Origin of the sequence: Yeosuana marina (assembly GCF_011762485.1) — a bacterium.
Classification (GTDB): Bacteria; Bacteroidota; Bacteroidia; order Flavobacteriales; family Flavobacteriaceae; genus Yeosuana; species Yeosuana marina.
Window position 1 is genome coordinate 554,160 of record NZ_JAAKGI010000003.1, and the last position, 16,290, is coordinate 570,449.

At 33.6% G+C, this 16,290-nt stretch carries 14 protein-coding genes; 7 read left to right on the top strand and 7 right to left on the bottom strand.

Annotated features, from left to right (window positions below):
- Window positions 1–5 precede the first annotated feature (5 nt).
- Entirely contained in the window at window positions 6–1,505 is a 1,500-nt protein-coding gene (locus tag G5V56_RS06990) for an FMN-binding glutamate synthase family protein (RefSeq protein ID WP_166963233.1), read from the top strand.
- Window positions 1,506–1,578: 73 nt separating this feature from the next.
- Here G5V56_RS06990 and groL read toward each other — a convergent pair whose 3' ends face one another.
- From groL to miaB, 7 genes are all read right to left on the bottom strand, one after another.
- Complete coding sequence (groL, locus tag G5V56_RS06995; protein WP_166963235.1) at window positions 1,579–3,210, bottom strand: chaperonin GroEL; 1,632 nt, start codon at window positions 3,208–3,210, stop codon at window positions 1,579–1,581.
- Between the two features lie 76 nt (window positions 3,211–3,286).
- On the bottom strand, window positions 3,287–3,562 hold the full coding sequence (locus tag G5V56_RS07000; protein WP_166963237.1) for a co-chaperone GroES: 276 nt from the start codon (window positions 3,560–3,562) through the stop codon (window positions 3,287–3,289).
- Between the two features lie 148 nt (window positions 3,563–3,710).
- Complete coding sequence (secG, locus tag G5V56_RS07005; protein WP_166963239.1) at window positions 3,711–4,061, bottom strand: preprotein translocase subunit SecG; 351 nt, start codon at window positions 4,059–4,061, stop codon at window positions 3,711–3,713.
- A complete protein-coding gene (locus G5V56_RS07010; RefSeq protein ID WP_317166412.1) occupies window positions 4,061–5,062 on the bottom strand; it encodes a hypothetical protein in 1,002 nt (333 codons plus the stop codon). The genes secG and G5V56_RS07010 overlap by 1 nt, the downstream gene beginning before the upstream one ends.
- A complete protein-coding gene (locus tag G5V56_RS07015) occupies window positions 5,040–5,546 on the bottom strand; it encodes an LptE family protein (RefSeq protein ID WP_166963241.1) in 507 nt (168 codons plus the stop codon). Before G5V56_RS07015 ends, G5V56_RS07010 begins: the two co-directional genes overlap by 23 nt.
- 36 nt (window positions 5,547–5,582) lie before the next feature.
- Entirely contained in the window at window positions 5,583–6,848 is a 1,266-nt protein-coding gene (locus tag G5V56_RS07020; RefSeq protein WP_166963243.1) for a sigma-54 interaction domain-containing protein, read from the bottom strand.
- A gap of 103 nt (window positions 6,849–6,951) precedes the next feature.
- Complete coding sequence (miaB, locus tag G5V56_RS07025) at window positions 6,952–8,397, bottom strand: tRNA (N6-isopentenyl adenosine(37)-C2)-methylthiotransferase MiaB (RefSeq protein WP_166963245.1); 1,446 nt, start codon at window positions 8,395–8,397, stop codon at window positions 6,952–6,954.
- Between the two features lie 151 nt (window positions 8,398–8,548).
- Here miaB and G5V56_RS07030 point away from each other — a divergent pair, with 151 nt between their 5' ends.
- The 6 genes from G5V56_RS07030 (at window position 8,549) to porL (ending at window position 16,252) form a co-directional block, all read left to right on the top strand.
- Window positions 8,549–9,310, top strand: a complete 762-nt coding sequence (locus G5V56_RS07030) for a hypothetical protein (protein ID WP_166963247.1) — start codon at window positions 8,549–8,551, stop codon at window positions 9,308–9,310.
- Window positions 9,311–9,412: 102 nt separating this feature from the next.
- Window positions 9,413–10,195: a hypothetical protein gene (locus G5V56_RS07035; protein ID WP_166963249.1), complete on the top strand. Its 783-nt coding sequence runs from the start codon at window positions 9,413–9,415 to the stop codon at window positions 10,193–10,195.
- Between the two features lie 139 nt (window positions 10,196–10,334).
- A complete protein-coding gene (gene topA, locus G5V56_RS07040; protein WP_166963251.1) occupies window positions 10,335–12,839 on the top strand; it encodes a type I DNA topoisomerase in 2,505 nt (834 codons plus the stop codon).
- Between the two features lie 3 nt (window positions 12,840–12,842).
- Window positions 12,843–14,009 (top strand): formimidoylglutamase, encoded by a 1,167-nt coding sequence (locus G5V56_RS07045; protein ID WP_166963253.1) that lies wholly within the window; start codon window positions 12,843–12,845, stop codon window positions 14,007–14,009.
- 159 nt (window positions 14,010–14,168) lie between these two features.
- Window positions 14,169–15,533 carry a T9SS ring complex lipoprotein PorK/GldK gene (gene porK / locus G5V56_RS07050; protein WP_166963337.1) on the top strand — a complete coding sequence of 455 codons (1,365 nt, stop codon included), beginning with the start codon at window positions 14,169–14,171 and terminating at the stop codon, window positions 15,531–15,533.
- Between the two features lie 77 nt (window positions 15,534–15,610).
- A complete protein-coding gene (porL, locus tag G5V56_RS07055; protein WP_166963255.1) occupies window positions 15,611–16,252 on the top strand; it encodes a type IX secretion system motor protein PorL/GldL in 642 nt (213 codons plus the stop codon).
- The last annotated feature ends 38 nt before the right edge of the window (window positions 16,253–16,290 follow it).

Genomic DNA, 16,290 nt, shown 5'->3' on the forward strand with positions numbered 1-16,290 from the left:
AAATTATGAGAGAAGCTATAAAATTCACGATCATTTCATCAGTTGTTGTAGCCTTTATATTAGTAGTCGTTTTATGGCCGCTCCCTGGCTTTATTCTGTTAGCTAGTTTAATTATATTCCTTGGCTTTTATGATATGTTTCAAAAAAAGCATACTATTTTAAGGAACTTTCCAGTGATAGGTCATATGCGGTATTTATTAGAACTGATAGGTCCTGAAATTCATCAATATTTTATTGAATCAGATACCGATGGTAAGCCTATAGATAGAAATCATAGAAGTTACATATACCAGAGGGCAAAACAGCAGAGTAAAACACATCCTTTTGGTACCGAACTTGATGTTTATAATGACAATTATAAATGGATGCAACACAGTATCTATCCAGCAAAAAAATTAGAAACGCCTACAAGGGTTATCATTGGTGGCTCTGAATGTAAACAACCTTACAGTGCTAGTTTGTTTAATATCTCTGCTATGAGTTATGGTGCTTTAAGCAAGAATGCCATAGAAGCACTTAATTTGGGAGCGAAGGCGGGTAATTTTTTTCATGATACAGGCGAAGGAGGTATTTCAGAGTACCATAGAAAAGGTGGTGATTTGGTATGGGAAATAGGAACCGGATATTTTGGATGCAGAACAGAGGATGGCAATTTTGATGCTGAAAAATTTAAGGAGAAAGCCAACTGGGAAGAAGTAAAAATGATAGAAATTAAAATTTCTCAAGGTGCTAAACCAGGTCATGGCGGTGTGTTACCAGCAGCAAAAAACAACGAAGAAATCGCCGAAATAAGAGGTGTTAAACCACATACGGACGTACTTTCACCTCCTGGTCATTCTGCTTTTAATGACGCCCAGGGGTTGCTATTTTTTGTACAACAATTGCGAAAATTGTCCAATGGGAAACCCGTTGGTTTTAAACTAGCTATAGGTAGTAAAAAAGAGTTTATTGAGATTTGTGAAAGCATGTTGGAAACTGGCATAAAACCTGATTTTATAACGGTTGATGGTGCGGAAGGAGGTACTGGAGCTGCTCCAATTGACTTTTCAAATTACGTAGGAATGCCTTGGGAAGATGCCTTACTATTTGTGACAGACACATTATGTAAATATGACCTAAAGAAAGATATCAAAGTGATAACGGCGACTAAAATTTTCACTGCTTTTGATATTTTTAAGGCGCTTTGCATAGGCGCAGACGTATGTAATTCTGCAAGAGGAATGATGCTTGCCTTAGGTTGTATTCAAGCCTTGCGTTGTAATACTAATGAATGCCCTACTGGAGTTGCTACAAATAATCCGAGGCTTGTTAAAGGACTAGTGATATCAGAAAAATGGAAACGGGTTAAAAATTACCATGAGAATATACTAGAGGAATTTTTAGAACTTCTTGCAGCGTCGGGTTGCAAAACGCCAGAAGAATTAAATAGAAGTTTGATTTTTAAAAAAGTTGATAAACAGTGGAAATCTTATGAGGAGGAATATGCAACAATAACATCGGTCTAAAATAAAAGAATAAAAAAAACGCTTCAAACCAAATTGAAGCGTTTTTTAATATTAGTATATCGAGATTCTCGACTTACATCATTCCTGGCATACCGCCACCCATACCACCTGGCATAGCTGGAGCATCTTCTTTAATATCAATTAAAGCACACTCTGTCGTTAAAATCATACCAGCTACAGAAGCGGCATTTTCTAAGGCAATACGTGTTACTTTTTTAGGATCGATAATACCAGCTTTTAGCATGTCTACATATGTTTCAGTTTTGGCATCATAACCAAACGATCCTTTTCCTTCCATCACTTTTGAAACAACAACACTGCCTTCACCACCTGCATTTTCAACAATGGTACGTAATGGAGATTCAATAGCGCGAGCTACAATTTGAATACCAGTTACTTCATCAAGGTTTTCAGTGGTAATTTTTTCTAAAACAGATTTAGCTCTTACTAAAGCTACGCCACCACCAGCAACAATACCTTCTTCTACAGCTGCTCTGGTAGCATGTAAGGCATCATCAACCCGGTCTTTTTTCTCTTTCATTTCTACTTCACTAGCTGCACCAACATAAAGAACCGCAACACCGCCAGCTAATTTAGCTAAACGCTCTTGTAATTTTTCTTTATCGTAGTCACTAGTAGTTGTTTCTATCTGAGCTTTTATTTGATTAACTCTCGCTTTAATATCAGCAGCTTTACCAGCGCCATTAACAATAGTTGTATTGTCTTTATCTACAGTTACTGTTTCAGCAGTACCAAGCATGCTTAAATCGGCATTTTCTAAAGTAAATCCTCTTTCTTCAGAAATTACAGTTCCACCAGTTAGGATAGCAATATCTTCTAGCATCGCTTTACGTCTGTCACCAAAACCTGGAGCTTTTACAGCAGCAATTTTTAAACCACCGCGTAATTTGTTAACTACCAACGTTGCTAAAGCTTGTCCATCGACATCTTCAGCAATGATTAATAAAGGTCTTCCAGATTGTGCAACTGGTTCTAATATTGGGAGGATTTCTTGTAAGTTTGAAATCTTTTTATCGAATAATAAAATGTACGGATTTTCTAAATCTGCAATCATTTTATCTGAATCAGTCACAAAGTAAGGAGATAAATAACCTCTGTCAAACTGCATACCTTCAACAACATCTACATAGGTGTCCATTCCTTTAGCTTCTTCAACAGTAATAACACCTTCTTTACCAACTTTATCAAAGGCTTTAGCTATTAAATCACCAATGGTATCATCATTATTAGCCGAAATAGCAGCAACTTGTTTGATCATTTCAGACGAGTTACCTACTTTTTTAGCTTGTTTTTCAAGATCTTTAACAATAGCCTCAACTGCTTTGTCTATACCACGTTTTAAATCCATTGGATTAGCACCAGCAGCAACGTTTTTTAAACCTTCTTTTACAATAGCTTGCGCTAAAACGGTTGCGGTTGTTGTACCATCACCTGCAAGATCATTGGTTTTTGACGCCACTTCTTTTACCATTTGAGCGCCCATATTTTCATGAGGATCTTGTAGTTCAATTTCTTTAGCTACAGTTACACCATCTTTAGTTACTTGCGGAGCTCCAAATGATTTACTAATAATAACGTTTCTTCCTTTTGGTCCTAAGGTTACTTTTACTGCATTGGCTAATGCATCTACACCACGTTTTAGACCATCACGTGCTTCAATATCAAATTTTATATCTTTTGCCATTTTTTTAAATTTTGCTTTTCGCCCTTAGCTGTTCGCTATTGGCTATGTTTAACATTAATTTTAGTTGTATTGGTATTTAAACAATTGCCAAAATATCGCTTTCGCGCATAATTAAATAATCTTTACCTTCTAATTTAAGTTCTGTACCCGCATATTTACCATATAAAACAGTATCACCAACTTTCACAGTAATAGGCTCATCTTTGGTGCCTTTACCAGCAGCAATAACAGTTCCTCTTTGTGGTTTTTCTTTAGCGTTGTCTGGAATGATAATTCCCGATGCTGTCTTTGTTTCAGCTTCAGCAGGTTCAATAAGAACGCGGTCTGCTAATGGTTTAATGTTTAAGCTCATTTGTTATGTGATTTTATTAAATTAAATTTTGTTTAACGAAGGTTACACCTTTCTAAAATTGTGCCAATACTAGATTACTGACAAACTTGCAGTAACAAAAAATGCCAACTTAAAAAGTTGGCATTTAAAATTGTTTAATGATTGTAAATTACTTTACTGAATCTTTAACTGTTGCAGCATTGTTAGTTGTTTGCGCTGGTGCTTGCGGGGCAGGAATAGCTGTTTGATCTTGATCTAGTGCTTTAGAATCTAAATTTACAGTTTCTCTATTAATAGCCACATTTGATAATAAAATTAATGCTAATAATAATCCAGCCAAAGTCCATGTACTTTTATCTAAAAAGTCGGTTGTTTTTTTAACACCACCAATTTGTTGAGTTCCACCACCACCAAATGATGATGACAATCCGCCTCCTTTAGGGTTTTGTACCATGATGACTACAATTAATAAAAATGCTACTACTACAATTAATACTAAAAATATTGTGAACGTACTCATTATTCTTTATTGTTTTGTTCTTGTAATTTTTCTACTGCTTCAATTTGGACTGCAAAGAAACTACTTTTTTCTGGATATTTCAAACTTAAAATTTTATAAGATTGAATTGCCTTTTTATAGTTTTTTTGCTCCACATAAATACGCGCTAATGTCTCGGTCATTAATTCCTCTGTCTGTATAAGCTGCGCTTTGGCAAGATTGCCTTTTTGAGTTAAGGATTTTGTAGGGTTAATCTTTGGGTTTTTAGAAATAAACTCATCAATTAATTGAAATTTTTTGTCGCGTTCTATCTGAGAGGGGTCTTCTGTTTCAACAGGTATTTTTAAAGGCTTTTCATCTCTTTTAATTGCTTTAAATCCTGATAGTTTTAGCCATTCATTAAACGAATGTTTTTCTCTTTTATTAAATTCTAAAGGTTTGCCTAAATTTAAAATATCTTCGGCTGAAGCTTCTTGAGTTTTAGTTTCTGAAGTTACATTTTCTATACGTTCTGATTCATCTAAAGCGAAATTACTGATTTTAGGACGCTCAAATTTAGGTTGAAAAAGTGACGGATCTAAAGCTTCTAAGCGGTTTTTAATGTCTTGTTGAGACATTTCATCAATCATTATTTTCTTGTTGATTGATATGTCTTCAATAGTAACATCTATATCATTTAGATGACCGCTATTTGTCTTTATGAATTTAGAAATTTCATTCTGAACAAAAACGTCAGAGGTTATAAAATCAAATAAAATACTTCTGTCTGCAGTATAGGCTGCCGTTGTTTTAAGTTCTTGATTGTATGTATAGCTTTCTTGGTTTTTTAAGCCTTTAAGGTATAAGGCTCTGGCCGATTGAAAATACGGAAATTGATCAATAATAGATTTCACTTCAAGTGTTTGGTTATCCATAATAGTTTCTGGATGTTGAAGTATGTATGTAAAATCTTTATTATTCATTGGCTTAGCCAAATTATTTTTAGGTTTCTTTAATAATTTACCACTTAGCAAGTGATGCATTAAAGATGTCTTGAGTAATACGATCAAAAATTTCTGAAATTGCTGTGTCCTTTACTCCCCCAACAAGTTGCGCACTCCCATCATAATCATAAAAGAATGTAAAGGATTGATCAAATTCTGCTTCTTCATCATGTTTATCATAAAAATGTACTTTAACACCTATTGTTAATCGGTTTTGAGCAGCTGTATTTTGCGAGGTTGCTGTTGTTGGCGAAATTCTATATTGTGTAATTTCACCTTCATATAGTAAATCGCCATTAGATTTCACCAAACTTAAATTGGTTTGGTTTTGTATTTGGTCAATTAAAGCATTCGTAAATTGTAAATCTAGCCCAGGTTCTACCAATAAGGCATTATTTTGAAAATAATTAACTTGAAATGTTTTGGTGTCAGCACCTATTGATGCTCCAGTAAATGAGTAAGCACCACAACTTACAACGAGTATAGATGTTAAAAAAAGAACAATATAATGAGTTACTTTCATGTGTTATAAAATGGAATCTTTTAATTAAACTTAAATTTACAAATCATATTGTTTAATCTTACGGTATAATGTGCGTTCACTAATGCCAAGTTCTTCAGCTGCTAATTTACGTTTTCCGTTGTGACGTTCAAGTGATTTTTTGATTAATTCTAACTCTTTATCATGCAAAGATAGTGTTTCTTCTTCTTGAATCTCTTCTGCAAAATGGTACTTGTCTTGCGTATTTACAATCTCTTTAGTGGCTTTGCCGTGTTCTGGAATGGATAATACTTTAGAATCTTCTATGGCTTCTTCGTAATCTTCTGTTTCATCATTCGAACCATAAATTTTCTGAATTAAGCCTGGGTGTTCTTCTTCAACATCTTTCGTGTTTCCTTTTTTCATAAGCTCCATAGTGAGCTTTTTTAAGTCGTTTAGATCGCTTTTCATATCAAACAAAACTTTGTAAAGTATTTCTCGTTCACTACTAAAGTCACTGTCGGATTTGGTGTGTTTTATAACGGCGGGTAAATTGCTGCCCGATGTAGGTAAATAACCTGTAAGTGTTTCAGCAGAAATTGTTCTGTTTTGTTCTAGAACAGAAATTTGTTCGGCAATATTTCGTAACTGACGCACATTTCCACTCCATCGGTGTTTTAAAAGGATTTGAATAGCATCATCGGTTAATTTAATAGTTGGCATTTTGTATTTTAAAGCAAAATCGCTGGCAAACTTTCTAAATAATAAATGAATATCTTCCTGACGTTCTCTTAAGGGCGGTAAGTGAATATCTACTGTACTTAAACGGTAGTATAAATCTTCACGAAACTGTTCTTTTTTAATGGCTTCAAACATGTTAGCATTTGTAGCTGCCACAATACGAACGTCTGTTTTTTGGACTTTACTGGATCCTACTTTTATAAATTCACCATTTTCTAAAACACGTAATAAACGTACTTGGGTTGTTAGTGGTAACTCGCCAACTTCATCAAGAAAAATAGTACCGCCATCGGCTACTTCAAAATAGCCTTCACGGGTTTGTGTTGCACCTGTAAAAGATCCTTTTTCATGTCCAAATAGTTCACTGTCAATGGTTCCTTCTGGAATAGCTCCACAGTTTACAGCAATATATTTGTTGTGTTTACGATGTGATAATTGGTGGATTATTTTTGGGATACTTTCTTTACCAACACCACTTTCTCCAGTTACTAATACCGAAATATCTGTGGGAGCGACCTGAATAGCTTTTTCTATGGCGCGGTTTAGAGTTTCACTGTTGCCAATAATGCCAAAACGTTGTTTTATAGCTTGAACAGATTCCATATTTTTTTAGATTCAAGAGCCAAGACAACTAAGTCAAGACCGTATTAAATTATTATATTGTTTACATAAACCAATAGTTTTAATCTTGGTTTTGTGTTTTTTTTTAATTGTTTTCAGAATATCCAATGGCTTCACCAATTAGTGTAGCACTTGTACAATCCGTTACTTTTACATTAACAAAGTCACCAACCTTATAATTTTCTTTAGGAAAAACAGTTACGGTACTTTGTTGGTTTCTACCAGACCAATGCGCATCTGATTTTTTTGATGGCTTTTCAATTAAAACTTCTACCACCTGACCCAGAAATTGTTTGGTTCTATAGTGACTGTGTTCTTGTTGCAGGGCAACAATTTCAGCCAATCGTCGTTTTTTGGTTTCATGAGGAACATCATCTTCCATTTTACGTTCAGCCATAGTTCCAGGGCGTTCCGAATACGCGAACATATACCCAAAATCATATTTTACATGGTTCATTAAACTTAAGGTATCTTGATGGTCTTCTTCGGTTTCTGTAGGGAAGCCAACAATCATATCTTGACTTATGGCACAATCCGGAATTATTTGTTTAATGTTATCAATCAATTCAAAATATTCCTCACGTGTATGTTGTCTGTTCATTTCTTTTAAAATACGATTACTACCACTTTGAACAGGTAGATGAATGTAATTACAAATGTTTTGATATTTTGCCATGGTTTTAACCACATCCATAGTCATGTCTTGTGGATTGGAGGTTGAAAAACGAATACGCATTTTTGGTTGTGCTTTGGCGCATAGTTCTAGTAAATTAGCAAAACTTACAGCCGTTGCTTTTTGAATATCTGAAGCTTTATCAAAATCTTTTTTTAATCCGCCACCATACCAAAGGTAGCTATCTACATTTTGACCAAGCAGGGTAATTTCTTTAAATCCTTTATTCCATAAGTCATTTACTTCTTCTAAAATACTCTGTGGGTCTCTACTCCGCTCGCGTCCTCTAGTAAAAGGTACCACGCAAAACGTACACATATTATCGCAACCTCTGGTAATAGACACAAAAGCTGTTACGCCATTTGAAAGTAATCTAACCGGAGAAATGTCTCCGTAGGTTTCTTCTTTAGATAAAATAACATTAATGGCATCTCTACCTTCATCGACGTCATTTAATAGATTTGGTAAGTCTTTGTAGGCATCAGGGCCAACAACCAAATCGACAATTTTCTCTTCTTCAAGAAATTTGCTTTTTAAACGTTCGGCCATACAACCCAAAACACCTACTTTCATTTTTGGGTTTATTTTTTTTACGGCATTATATTTTTCTAAACGCTTTCTTACCGTTTGTTCTGCTTTGTCTCTTATTGAACAGGTGTTTACCAAAACTAAATCGGCATCTTCTAAATGTTGTGTGGTGTTATAACCTTCGTTAGCTAAAATAGAAGCGACAATCTCACTGTCACTAAAATTCATGGCACACCCATAACTTTCAATAAAAAGTTTTTTTGTATTACCTTCCTTTGCATCTAAGGTGAGAAATTCGCCTTGTTTGTTTTCGTCTATTATCTTTTCCATAGTTTTATTGGGATACCTAAAAATCAATAAGTGTGCAAAGGTACAATAATTTTATATTTTATGACAAAGTGTCATATTTTAAAATAAGATAAAATTTTGTTAAATATTTAAGAAAGCGCTTACTTTGACATTATTCAAATGAGATAAAATAATGAATAGCATAGAAGAGTTACAAAGTAAAATAAACAACGCCAAAAGTTTGGATTTTGGTACCATTATTACTGAAACTATTGAGATGTTTAAACAAGTATGGACAAAAGGACTTTTAGTTGTTTTGCTTATTGCTATTTCTGCAGTTTGTATTAGTGTATTGTTTACAGTAATTGGTCTTGTTCCTAAAACAGATGCGAGTATTTTTACTGATGGTATTACCTGGAAGACTTTTACTAGTTTTTATTCATTAAATGCTATTTATAGTATCCCGCAAACCATTATAGTTAGCGCGTTAACTCTTGCTTTTGTAGGAGCCTTTTATAGAATATGCTATCAAATGGTTACAGAAAAAAATGAAGAGGATGATTATTTTTATTTTTTTAAAAATGGGTATTTTACTAAGGTGTTGATGTTGGCTATTATTTACACAGCAATAGCCACAGTTGCTCAACTTTTGTTTTTTATTCCCTATATATACGCGTTTGTACCGCTATCTTACTTTGCTGTAGTTTTAGCTGATAACCCGCAGTTAAGTGAAATGGATATTGTAAAAGTTAGTTTTGCCTTAGGAAATAAAAAATGGCTTATAAGTTTTGGGACTATGTTTATAGCAGGAATACTAGGAATGCTAGGTGTTATAGCTTGTTTTATTGGAGTTTTTGTAACTATATCGATTGTATATCTACCGGCTTTTTTAATTTATAAAGAGGTGGTAGGTTTTGATAATGTTAGCGAGATAGACCAAATAGGGATGGAATAATTTTAAATAACAAAAAGAATCTTGTAGTTCTTAATTTCAAAACAATATATGTAATTGTAAATAACATCTGATAGATCATAACTAATATTTAAATAGATACCAATGAAAGATATCAATACACTCTTAAATAAAATAAGTAATTCGAAAGATTTAGATTTCGGAACTATTTTTAGTAATTCTTTTGAACTATTTAAAAAAACATGGCTTCAAGGATTTTTATTCGTATTAATTTCCATACTTGTTATGTTGCCTTTAATTCTTGCTCTTTATCTGCCTTTTATAGGAATGATGATCGCGCAATCGGAAGATGGATATTCAGGCTCTAGCGCAATTTCTCAATTTTTTACAGGAATGTCCATTCTATATATCATTTTTGTAATAATTGCGATATTTGCACTAAGTGCTATTTCGTTTGCATTAGAAGCAGGTTTTTTTAGAGTGATAAAAAAACTAGACTATAATGAACCAACGAAAACATCAGATATTTTTTATTTTTTTAAGGCCAAATATTTTTCTAAAACCTTTATAATCATGTTAGCATCATTTGGAATTAGTATTCTAGCATTGATGTTATGCTACTTTCCTATATTTTATGTCATGGTACCGTTGTCTTTTTTAAATGTAATATTTGCATTTAATCCAGAGCTAACTACAGGTGAAATTGTAAAAGCAAGTTTTAAACTTGGAAATAAAAAATGGTTATTAACTTTTGGTCTGCTATTTGTTTCTGGTTTGCTCGCAGAAATTGTTGGCTTGTTAATGTGTGGAATAGGTATTTTATTTACCGTGGCATTTGTGTATCACCCTACCTATTTAATATATAAAGATGTTATAGGATTTGATGAAGAACATGTAATTGATGAAATAGGAAATACAGTTGAGTAATTATCGAATTTAAATATATAAAAGCTTGCTTTTCATAACAAAAAGGCGGGCTTTTTTCTGTATATAGAAAACAGATAATCAGTAAAATTAGGCAGATAAACTTTTTTTCATATACATTTGTACCTTCAAAAATAGACGTATGGCGAAGAATTTAGTAATTGTAGAGTCACCAGCAAAGGCAAAAACTATTGAAAAATTTTTAGGAAAAGATTTTAAGGTAGAATCAAGTTTTGGACATATATCCGATCTTCCTTCTAAGGAATTAGGTGTTGATGTTGATGGTGATTTTAAACCCAAGTATGAAGTTTCAAGAGACAAAAAAGCAGTGGTTAAAAAACTCAGAGAGCTAGCTAAAAATTCCGATATGGTTTGGTTAGCAAGTGATGAGGATAGAGAGGGAGAGGCTATTGCTTGGCATTTGGCGGAAAACTTAAAATTGGATAAATCAAAAACCAAGCGTATCGTTTTTCATGAAATTACTAAATCAGCTATTCAAAAGGCTATTGAAAATCCAAGAGATATTGATTATCATCTAGTGGACGCTCAACAAGCACGAAGAGTTTTAGATAGAATTGTAGGTTATGAGTTGTCTCCAGTATTGTGGAGAAAAGTAAAAGGCGGATTGTCTGCAGGACGTGTTCAATCTGTTTCTGTCAGATTAATTGTTGAAAAAGAAAGAGAAATTCAAGGATTTACGCCTGAAGCGTCGTACAGGATTGATGCGGAGTTTTCAAATGAAAACGGACAACTTTTTAAGGCGAAACTTCCAAAGAACTTTTCAACTAAAGAAGACGCTCAAAAATTTTTAGAAAAAAATGCATCGGCAACTTTTAAAGTCGCAGATTTAGAAAAGAAACCAGCGAAAAAGTCACCCGCAGCACCCTTTACAACCTCCACCTTGCAACAAGAGGCTTCTAGAAAATTGTTTTTTTCGGTAAGTAAAACCATGACGATGGCCCAGCGCCTTTATGAAGCGGGTTTAATTACTTATATGAGAACCGATAGTGTGAATCTATCTGATGAAGCAAGAAAAGGAGCCCAAAAGGAAATTGAAAGTGCATTTGGTTCAAAATATAGCAAGCCAAGGAATTATACGGGTAAAGCAAAAGGAGCACAAGAAGCGCATGAGGCGATTCGTCCAACAGATTTTTCTTTACATTCTGTTGATATCGATAGAGATCAATCGCGTTTATATGATTTAATTTGGAAACGTTCCATAGCGTCGCAAATGAGCGAAGCAGAGTTAGAGCGTACCAATGTAAAAATTAGTGCATCGACACATAAAGAATTGTTTACAGCAAATGGGGAAGTCATTACTTTTGATGGATTTTTAAAAGTCTATTTAGAAGGAACTGATGATGAAGATGTTGAGCAAGAAGGTATGTTGCCGGCAATGAAAACTAATGAAAATTTGCTGAACAATTATATTACAGCTACTGAGCGTTATACCCGCCCACCAGCAAGATATACAGAAGCGTCCTTGGTTAAAAAGTTAGAGGAGTTAGGTATTGGTCGTCCATCAACGTATGCGCCAACTATTTCAACAATTCAAAACAGAAATTATGTTGAAAAAGGAGCCGTTGATGGTGTAAAAAGAGAATATGCACAGCTTACCTTAAAGAAAGGTAATGTAAAAGAAAAGGTGCTTAGTGAAAAAGTAGGTTCCGATAAAGGTAAACTCGTACCAACAGATATTGGTATGATTGTAACGGACTTTTTAGTGAATCACTTTGAACATATTTTAGATTATAATTTTACCGCCAAAGTTGAAGAAGATTTTGATGATATTGCCGAAGGAAAAGAAGATTGGACAAAAATGATGAAAAACTTCTATAAAGAGTTTCATCCACAAGTTGAAGATGTTCAAGAAAATGCCGAAAGAGAATCAGGAGAACGTATTCTTGGTAAAGATCCAAAAACAGGAAAGCAAGTTAGTGTTCGTTTAGGGAAGTTTGGACCAATGGTTCAAATAGGTACCGTTGATGACGAAGAAAAGCCTCAATTTGCGAGTTTATCTCCAGATCAGCAGTTAAACACTATAACTTATGAAGACGCTATGGATTTATTCCAGCTTCCTAAAAATTTAGGTGAGTATAAAGGAGAAGAAGTAGAGGTTAACAATGGACGTTTTGGTCCGTATGTGAAATTTGGTAAAAAGTTTGTATCGCTTCCAAAGGGTGTTGACCCATTAAGTGTAGAGCTTGATGACGCTGTTGTTTTAATAAAGGAAAAAGAAGAAGCCGATGCTCCTATTTATATATACAAGGATAAGCCTGTTCAAAAAGGAAAAGGGCGTTTCGGGCCTTTTATAAAATGGAACAACATGTTTATTAATGTGAATAATAAATATGATTGGGATAATTTATCAGAAGATGATATTGTTGAACTTATTGAGGCGAAAATTCAAAAAGAGATTGATAAGGTAGTTCATAACTGGGAAGAAGAAGGTGTACGTGTTGAAAAGGCACGTTGGGGAAGACATCATATCATTAAAGGAAAAACGAAGATTGAATTAGATAAATCGGTTGACGTATCTAAAATGACATTAGAAAAAGCGTTAGCACTTATTGAGCAAAAAGCACCCAAGAAAAAGACTGCTAAGAAAAAGGTAGTAAAGAAAAAAGCGTCAGCTAAAAAGAAATAATTTATGAACTTTAATTTTCTGTCTCCCGTATCAGATTTGGTTTTAGCTCATAACGAGCTTTTATCACAACAAGCACTAGGAAGGAAATTGCGAATTCATTCAAAACAAAAAGGAATTCCAGATCTTGAAGATGTTAATGTTGTACTAATTGGAGTTCTTGAAAACAGGAATGACCATAATTATATAGGAGAAGAATTTCAGTTAAACGACATTAGAAAAGCATTCTATTCATTATTTCCAGGAAGCTGGAATACAGTTATTGCAGATTTAGGTGATATAAATAAAGGAGAAACCGTTGAAGATACCTATTTTGCGTTAAAGACAACGATTTCTATTTTAATTCAAAAGCAAATTATACCTATTATAATCGGAGGTACTCAAGATTTAACCTATGCTAATTATAGAGCGTATGACTCTTTAATTCCGATGGTTAATATTGTTAATGTAGATGGTAAGTTTGATTTAGGTGATTCAACAAGACCAATAAAGAACAATAGTTTTGTTGGAAAAATAATATTAGATAAGCCTTATAACTTATTTAATTACGCTACAATTGGCTATCAAACTTATTTTAATTCTCAAGAAGAAATAGATTTAATGGATAAACTTTACTTTGAATCGTATCGTTTAGGACAAGTTTCAAAAGATATTACTATTGTAGAACCTGTTTTAAGAGATGCTAATATTGTAAGTGTTGATTTAAATTCCGTTAAAAGTTCAGAAGTTAGTTTAAATCAAAAGTATTCACCAAATGGTTTTGATGGGAAAGAGATTTGCGCTATAGCTAGATATGCAGGTATAAGTAATAAGGTATCCTCTTTCGGGATTTACGAATATAAGCCTTCAAAAGATGATGAGATTACATCGATGCTTGTAGCACAAATGATTTGGTATTTTATTGAAGGTTTAAATTATAGGGTGAAAGATGATAGTTTCAAAGATGAAGACAACTATCAAAAGTACATTACATTAGTTGATGATCAAGAGCTAATCTTTTATAAGAGTAACAAAACTGGAAGATGGTGGATTGAGATACCTTTTTTAACTGAAGTCAATACTAAATTAAAGAGACATACGTTATTACCTTGCATGCATCAAGATTATTTAGATGCGTGTAATAATACAGTTCCAGACCGTTGGTATAAAGCTTTTCAAAAGAATAGTATTTAATTGGGAAAGGCTGTAAAAACGGAATTTCATCGGTAAAACGTATTTTTTTTACGATGAAATGTATTTTTTTTACGAAAAAAGTTGTTTTTTAAAAAATATATAAATATGTTTACGCTCTCAAATTATAGCATAAATAATTAACCTCGAGTTTCTATGGATATGAAGAAGTTTATTTTATCAACAGTATTATTAACATTACTTGCTAGTTGTGGCTCTAAAAACGATAGAGGCGAATTGGTTGGTGTTAAAGGAAAAAAATGGCATCCAGAAAAGCCTTATGGAATGGAATTAGTTCCAGGCGGTGCTTTTATTATGGGTAAAGCCGATGATGATTTGGCAGGTGTGCATGATGCGCCAGCTAAAACAGTTACAGTTAGGGCCTTTTATATGGATGAGACTGAAATCACAAATAGTGAGTATCGTCAATTTGTGAATTGGGTGAGAGACTCTATTGTTAGAACTAAACTAGCTATCCTAGCAGATGAAGTTGGTAAAGTTCCAGATGATGGAGGAATTGGAGAGTTTGCTTTTAAAGATGCAGATACGGCCAATATGTCTGTCTATGAAAAGTATATGTTTGAAAACTATACAGGATTAGGACCAACAGGATACGAAGGAAGAAAATTAAATAAAGATGTTGATTTAATTTACGATACTGAAGATTATCCAGACGAATACTATACAGAGGTTATGGATACCATGTATCTGCCTCTTGAAGAATCATATAATGGTCAGCGAACTTGGGATGTTAAAAAATTCCAATTCCAATATACCTATATGGATATTCAAAAAGCGGCTAAAAATAGAAATTTAAAGCGTAAAGACGTTATAGTTAAAGAGCAAATAGAAGTGTATCCAGATACAACTACATGGATACGAGATTTCGCTTATTCATATAATGAACCTATGCATAATGATTACTTCTGGCATGAGGCTTACAGTGATTATCCTGTAGTAGGCGTCACTTGGAAACAAGCCAAAGCATTTTGTCAATGGAGAACTTTATATAAGAACTCCTATCAAAAATCGAGAAAAGGAGCCCAATTAGTTAACTCTTTTAGGTTACCATCTGAAGCAGAATGGGAATATGCGGCAAGAGGAGGTTTGCAAGCAGCAACTTATCCTTGGGGAGATTTTTATACCAAAAGCGATCGCGGTTGCTTTATGGCAAACTTTAAACCTGTAAGAGGAGATTATGCGGCAGATCAAGCATTGTATACGGTTGAAGCAAAATCTTATGAACCAAATGATTATAATCTTTATAATATGGCAGGGAATGTTTCCGAATGGGTGAATGCATCCTACGATCCATCATCTTATGATTACGTTTCAACAGTAAATCCAAGTTTAAACGAGAATGAAAATCAACGTAAAGTAGTTCGTGGAGGATCTTGGAAAGATGTGGCTTACTTTTTACAAGTTAGCTCAAGGGATTATGAGTATGCAGACTCAGCAAGATGCTACATAGGATTTAGAACAGTGCAAGATTACATGGGGACACAAGTAACAAAAAACACAAAATAAAAATAATAAATAACAACAAATTTAATACTATTAATTAACCTACTTAAGTATTTTACTTAAATTAAAAACCGAAAATTATGGCACAGTCAAGAGCAAGTAAAAAGTTTATGAATTTAGCTTATGGATTAGGAGCATCAATTGTAATCGTTGGAGCACTATTTAAAATCATCCATTTTGAAATTGGACCTTTAACAGGTAACGTTATGTTAACTTTAGGTCTGGTAACAGAAGCAATTATTTTTGCTATCTCAGCATTTGAACCAGTCGACAGTGAATTAGATTGGTCATTAGTTTATCCAGAATTAGCTGGGGGAGAATCTACTAGCAATAAGAAAGAATCAAAAGAAGCACAAGGTATACTATCAAAAAAATTAGATGAGTTATTAAAAGACGCAAAAATTGATGGCGAGTTAATGGCAAGTTTGGGAGATAGCATCAAAAACTTTGAAGGTGTTGCCAAAAGCATGGCACCAACAGTAAATTCTATTGAAGCTACTAAAAAATATGGTGAAGAATTATCGTTAGCGGCTGCACAAATGGAATCTTTAAATAGTTTGTATAAAGTACAATTAGAAAGTATTAATCGTCAAGCAGCTATTAATGAAGAGTCTGTAGAGAATGCCTCTAAACTTAAAGAACAAATGCAATCATTAGCATCCAATTTATCATCATTAAATGGAGTGTACGGCGGTATGCTTTCTGCAATGAATAAAAACTAATTATGGTTTTTACCCAAATTTTAATTAACCAAAAACCT

Bases quoted from the DNA above. Each gene is read 5' to 3' on its own strand.
- G5V56_RS07035 (WP_166963249.1), top strand. From the start codon at position 9,413: ATGAAAGATATCAATACACTCTTAAATAAAATAAGTAATTCGAAAGAT.
- G5V56_RS06990 (WP_166963233.1), top strand. From the start codon at position 6: ATGAGAGAAGCTATAAAATTCACGATCATTTCATCAGTTGTTGTAGCC.
- topA (WP_166963251.1), top strand. From the start codon at position 10,335: ATGGCGAAGAATTTAGTAATTGTAGAGTCACCAGCAAAGGCAAAAACT.
- miaB (WP_166963245.1), bottom strand. From the start codon at position 8,397: ATGGAAAAGATAATAGACGAAAACAAACAAGGCGAATTTCTCACCTTA.
- G5V56_RS07000 (WP_166963237.1), bottom strand. From the start codon at position 3,562: ATGAGCTTAAACATTAAACCATTAGCAGACCGCGTTCTTATTGAACCT.
- G5V56_RS07020 (WP_166963243.1), bottom strand. From the start codon at position 6,848: ATGGAATCTGTTCAAGCTATAAAACAACGTTTTGGCATTATTGGCAAC.
- G5V56_RS07015 (WP_166963241.1), bottom strand. From the start codon at position 5,546: ATGAAAGTAACTCATTATATTGTTCTTTTTTTAACATCTATACTCGTT.
- porK (WP_166963337.1), top strand. From the start codon at position 14,169: ATGAAGAAGTTTATTTTATCAACAGTATTATTAACATTACTTGCTAGT.
- groL (WP_166963235.1), bottom strand. From the start codon at position 3,210: ATGGCAAAAGATATAAAATTTGATATTGAAGCACGTGATGGTCTAAAA.
- G5V56_RS07030 (WP_166963247.1), top strand. From the start codon at position 8,549: ATGAATAGCATAGAAGAGTTACAAAGTAAAATAAACAACGCCAAAAGT.
- G5V56_RS07045 (WP_166963253.1), top strand. From the start codon at position 12,843: ATGAACTTTAATTTTCTGTCTCCCGTATCAGATTTGGTTTTAGCTCAT.
- G5V56_RS07010 (WP_317166412.1), bottom strand. From the start codon at position 5,062: ATGCATCACTTGCTAAGTGGTAAATTATTAAAGAAACCTAAAAATAAT.
- secG (WP_166963239.1), bottom strand. From the start codon at position 4,061: ATGAGTACGTTCACAATATTTTTAGTATTAATTGTAGTAGTAGCATTT.
- porL (WP_166963255.1), top strand. From the start codon at position 15,611: ATGGCACAGTCAAGAGCAAGTAAAAAGTTTATGAATTTAGCTTATGGA.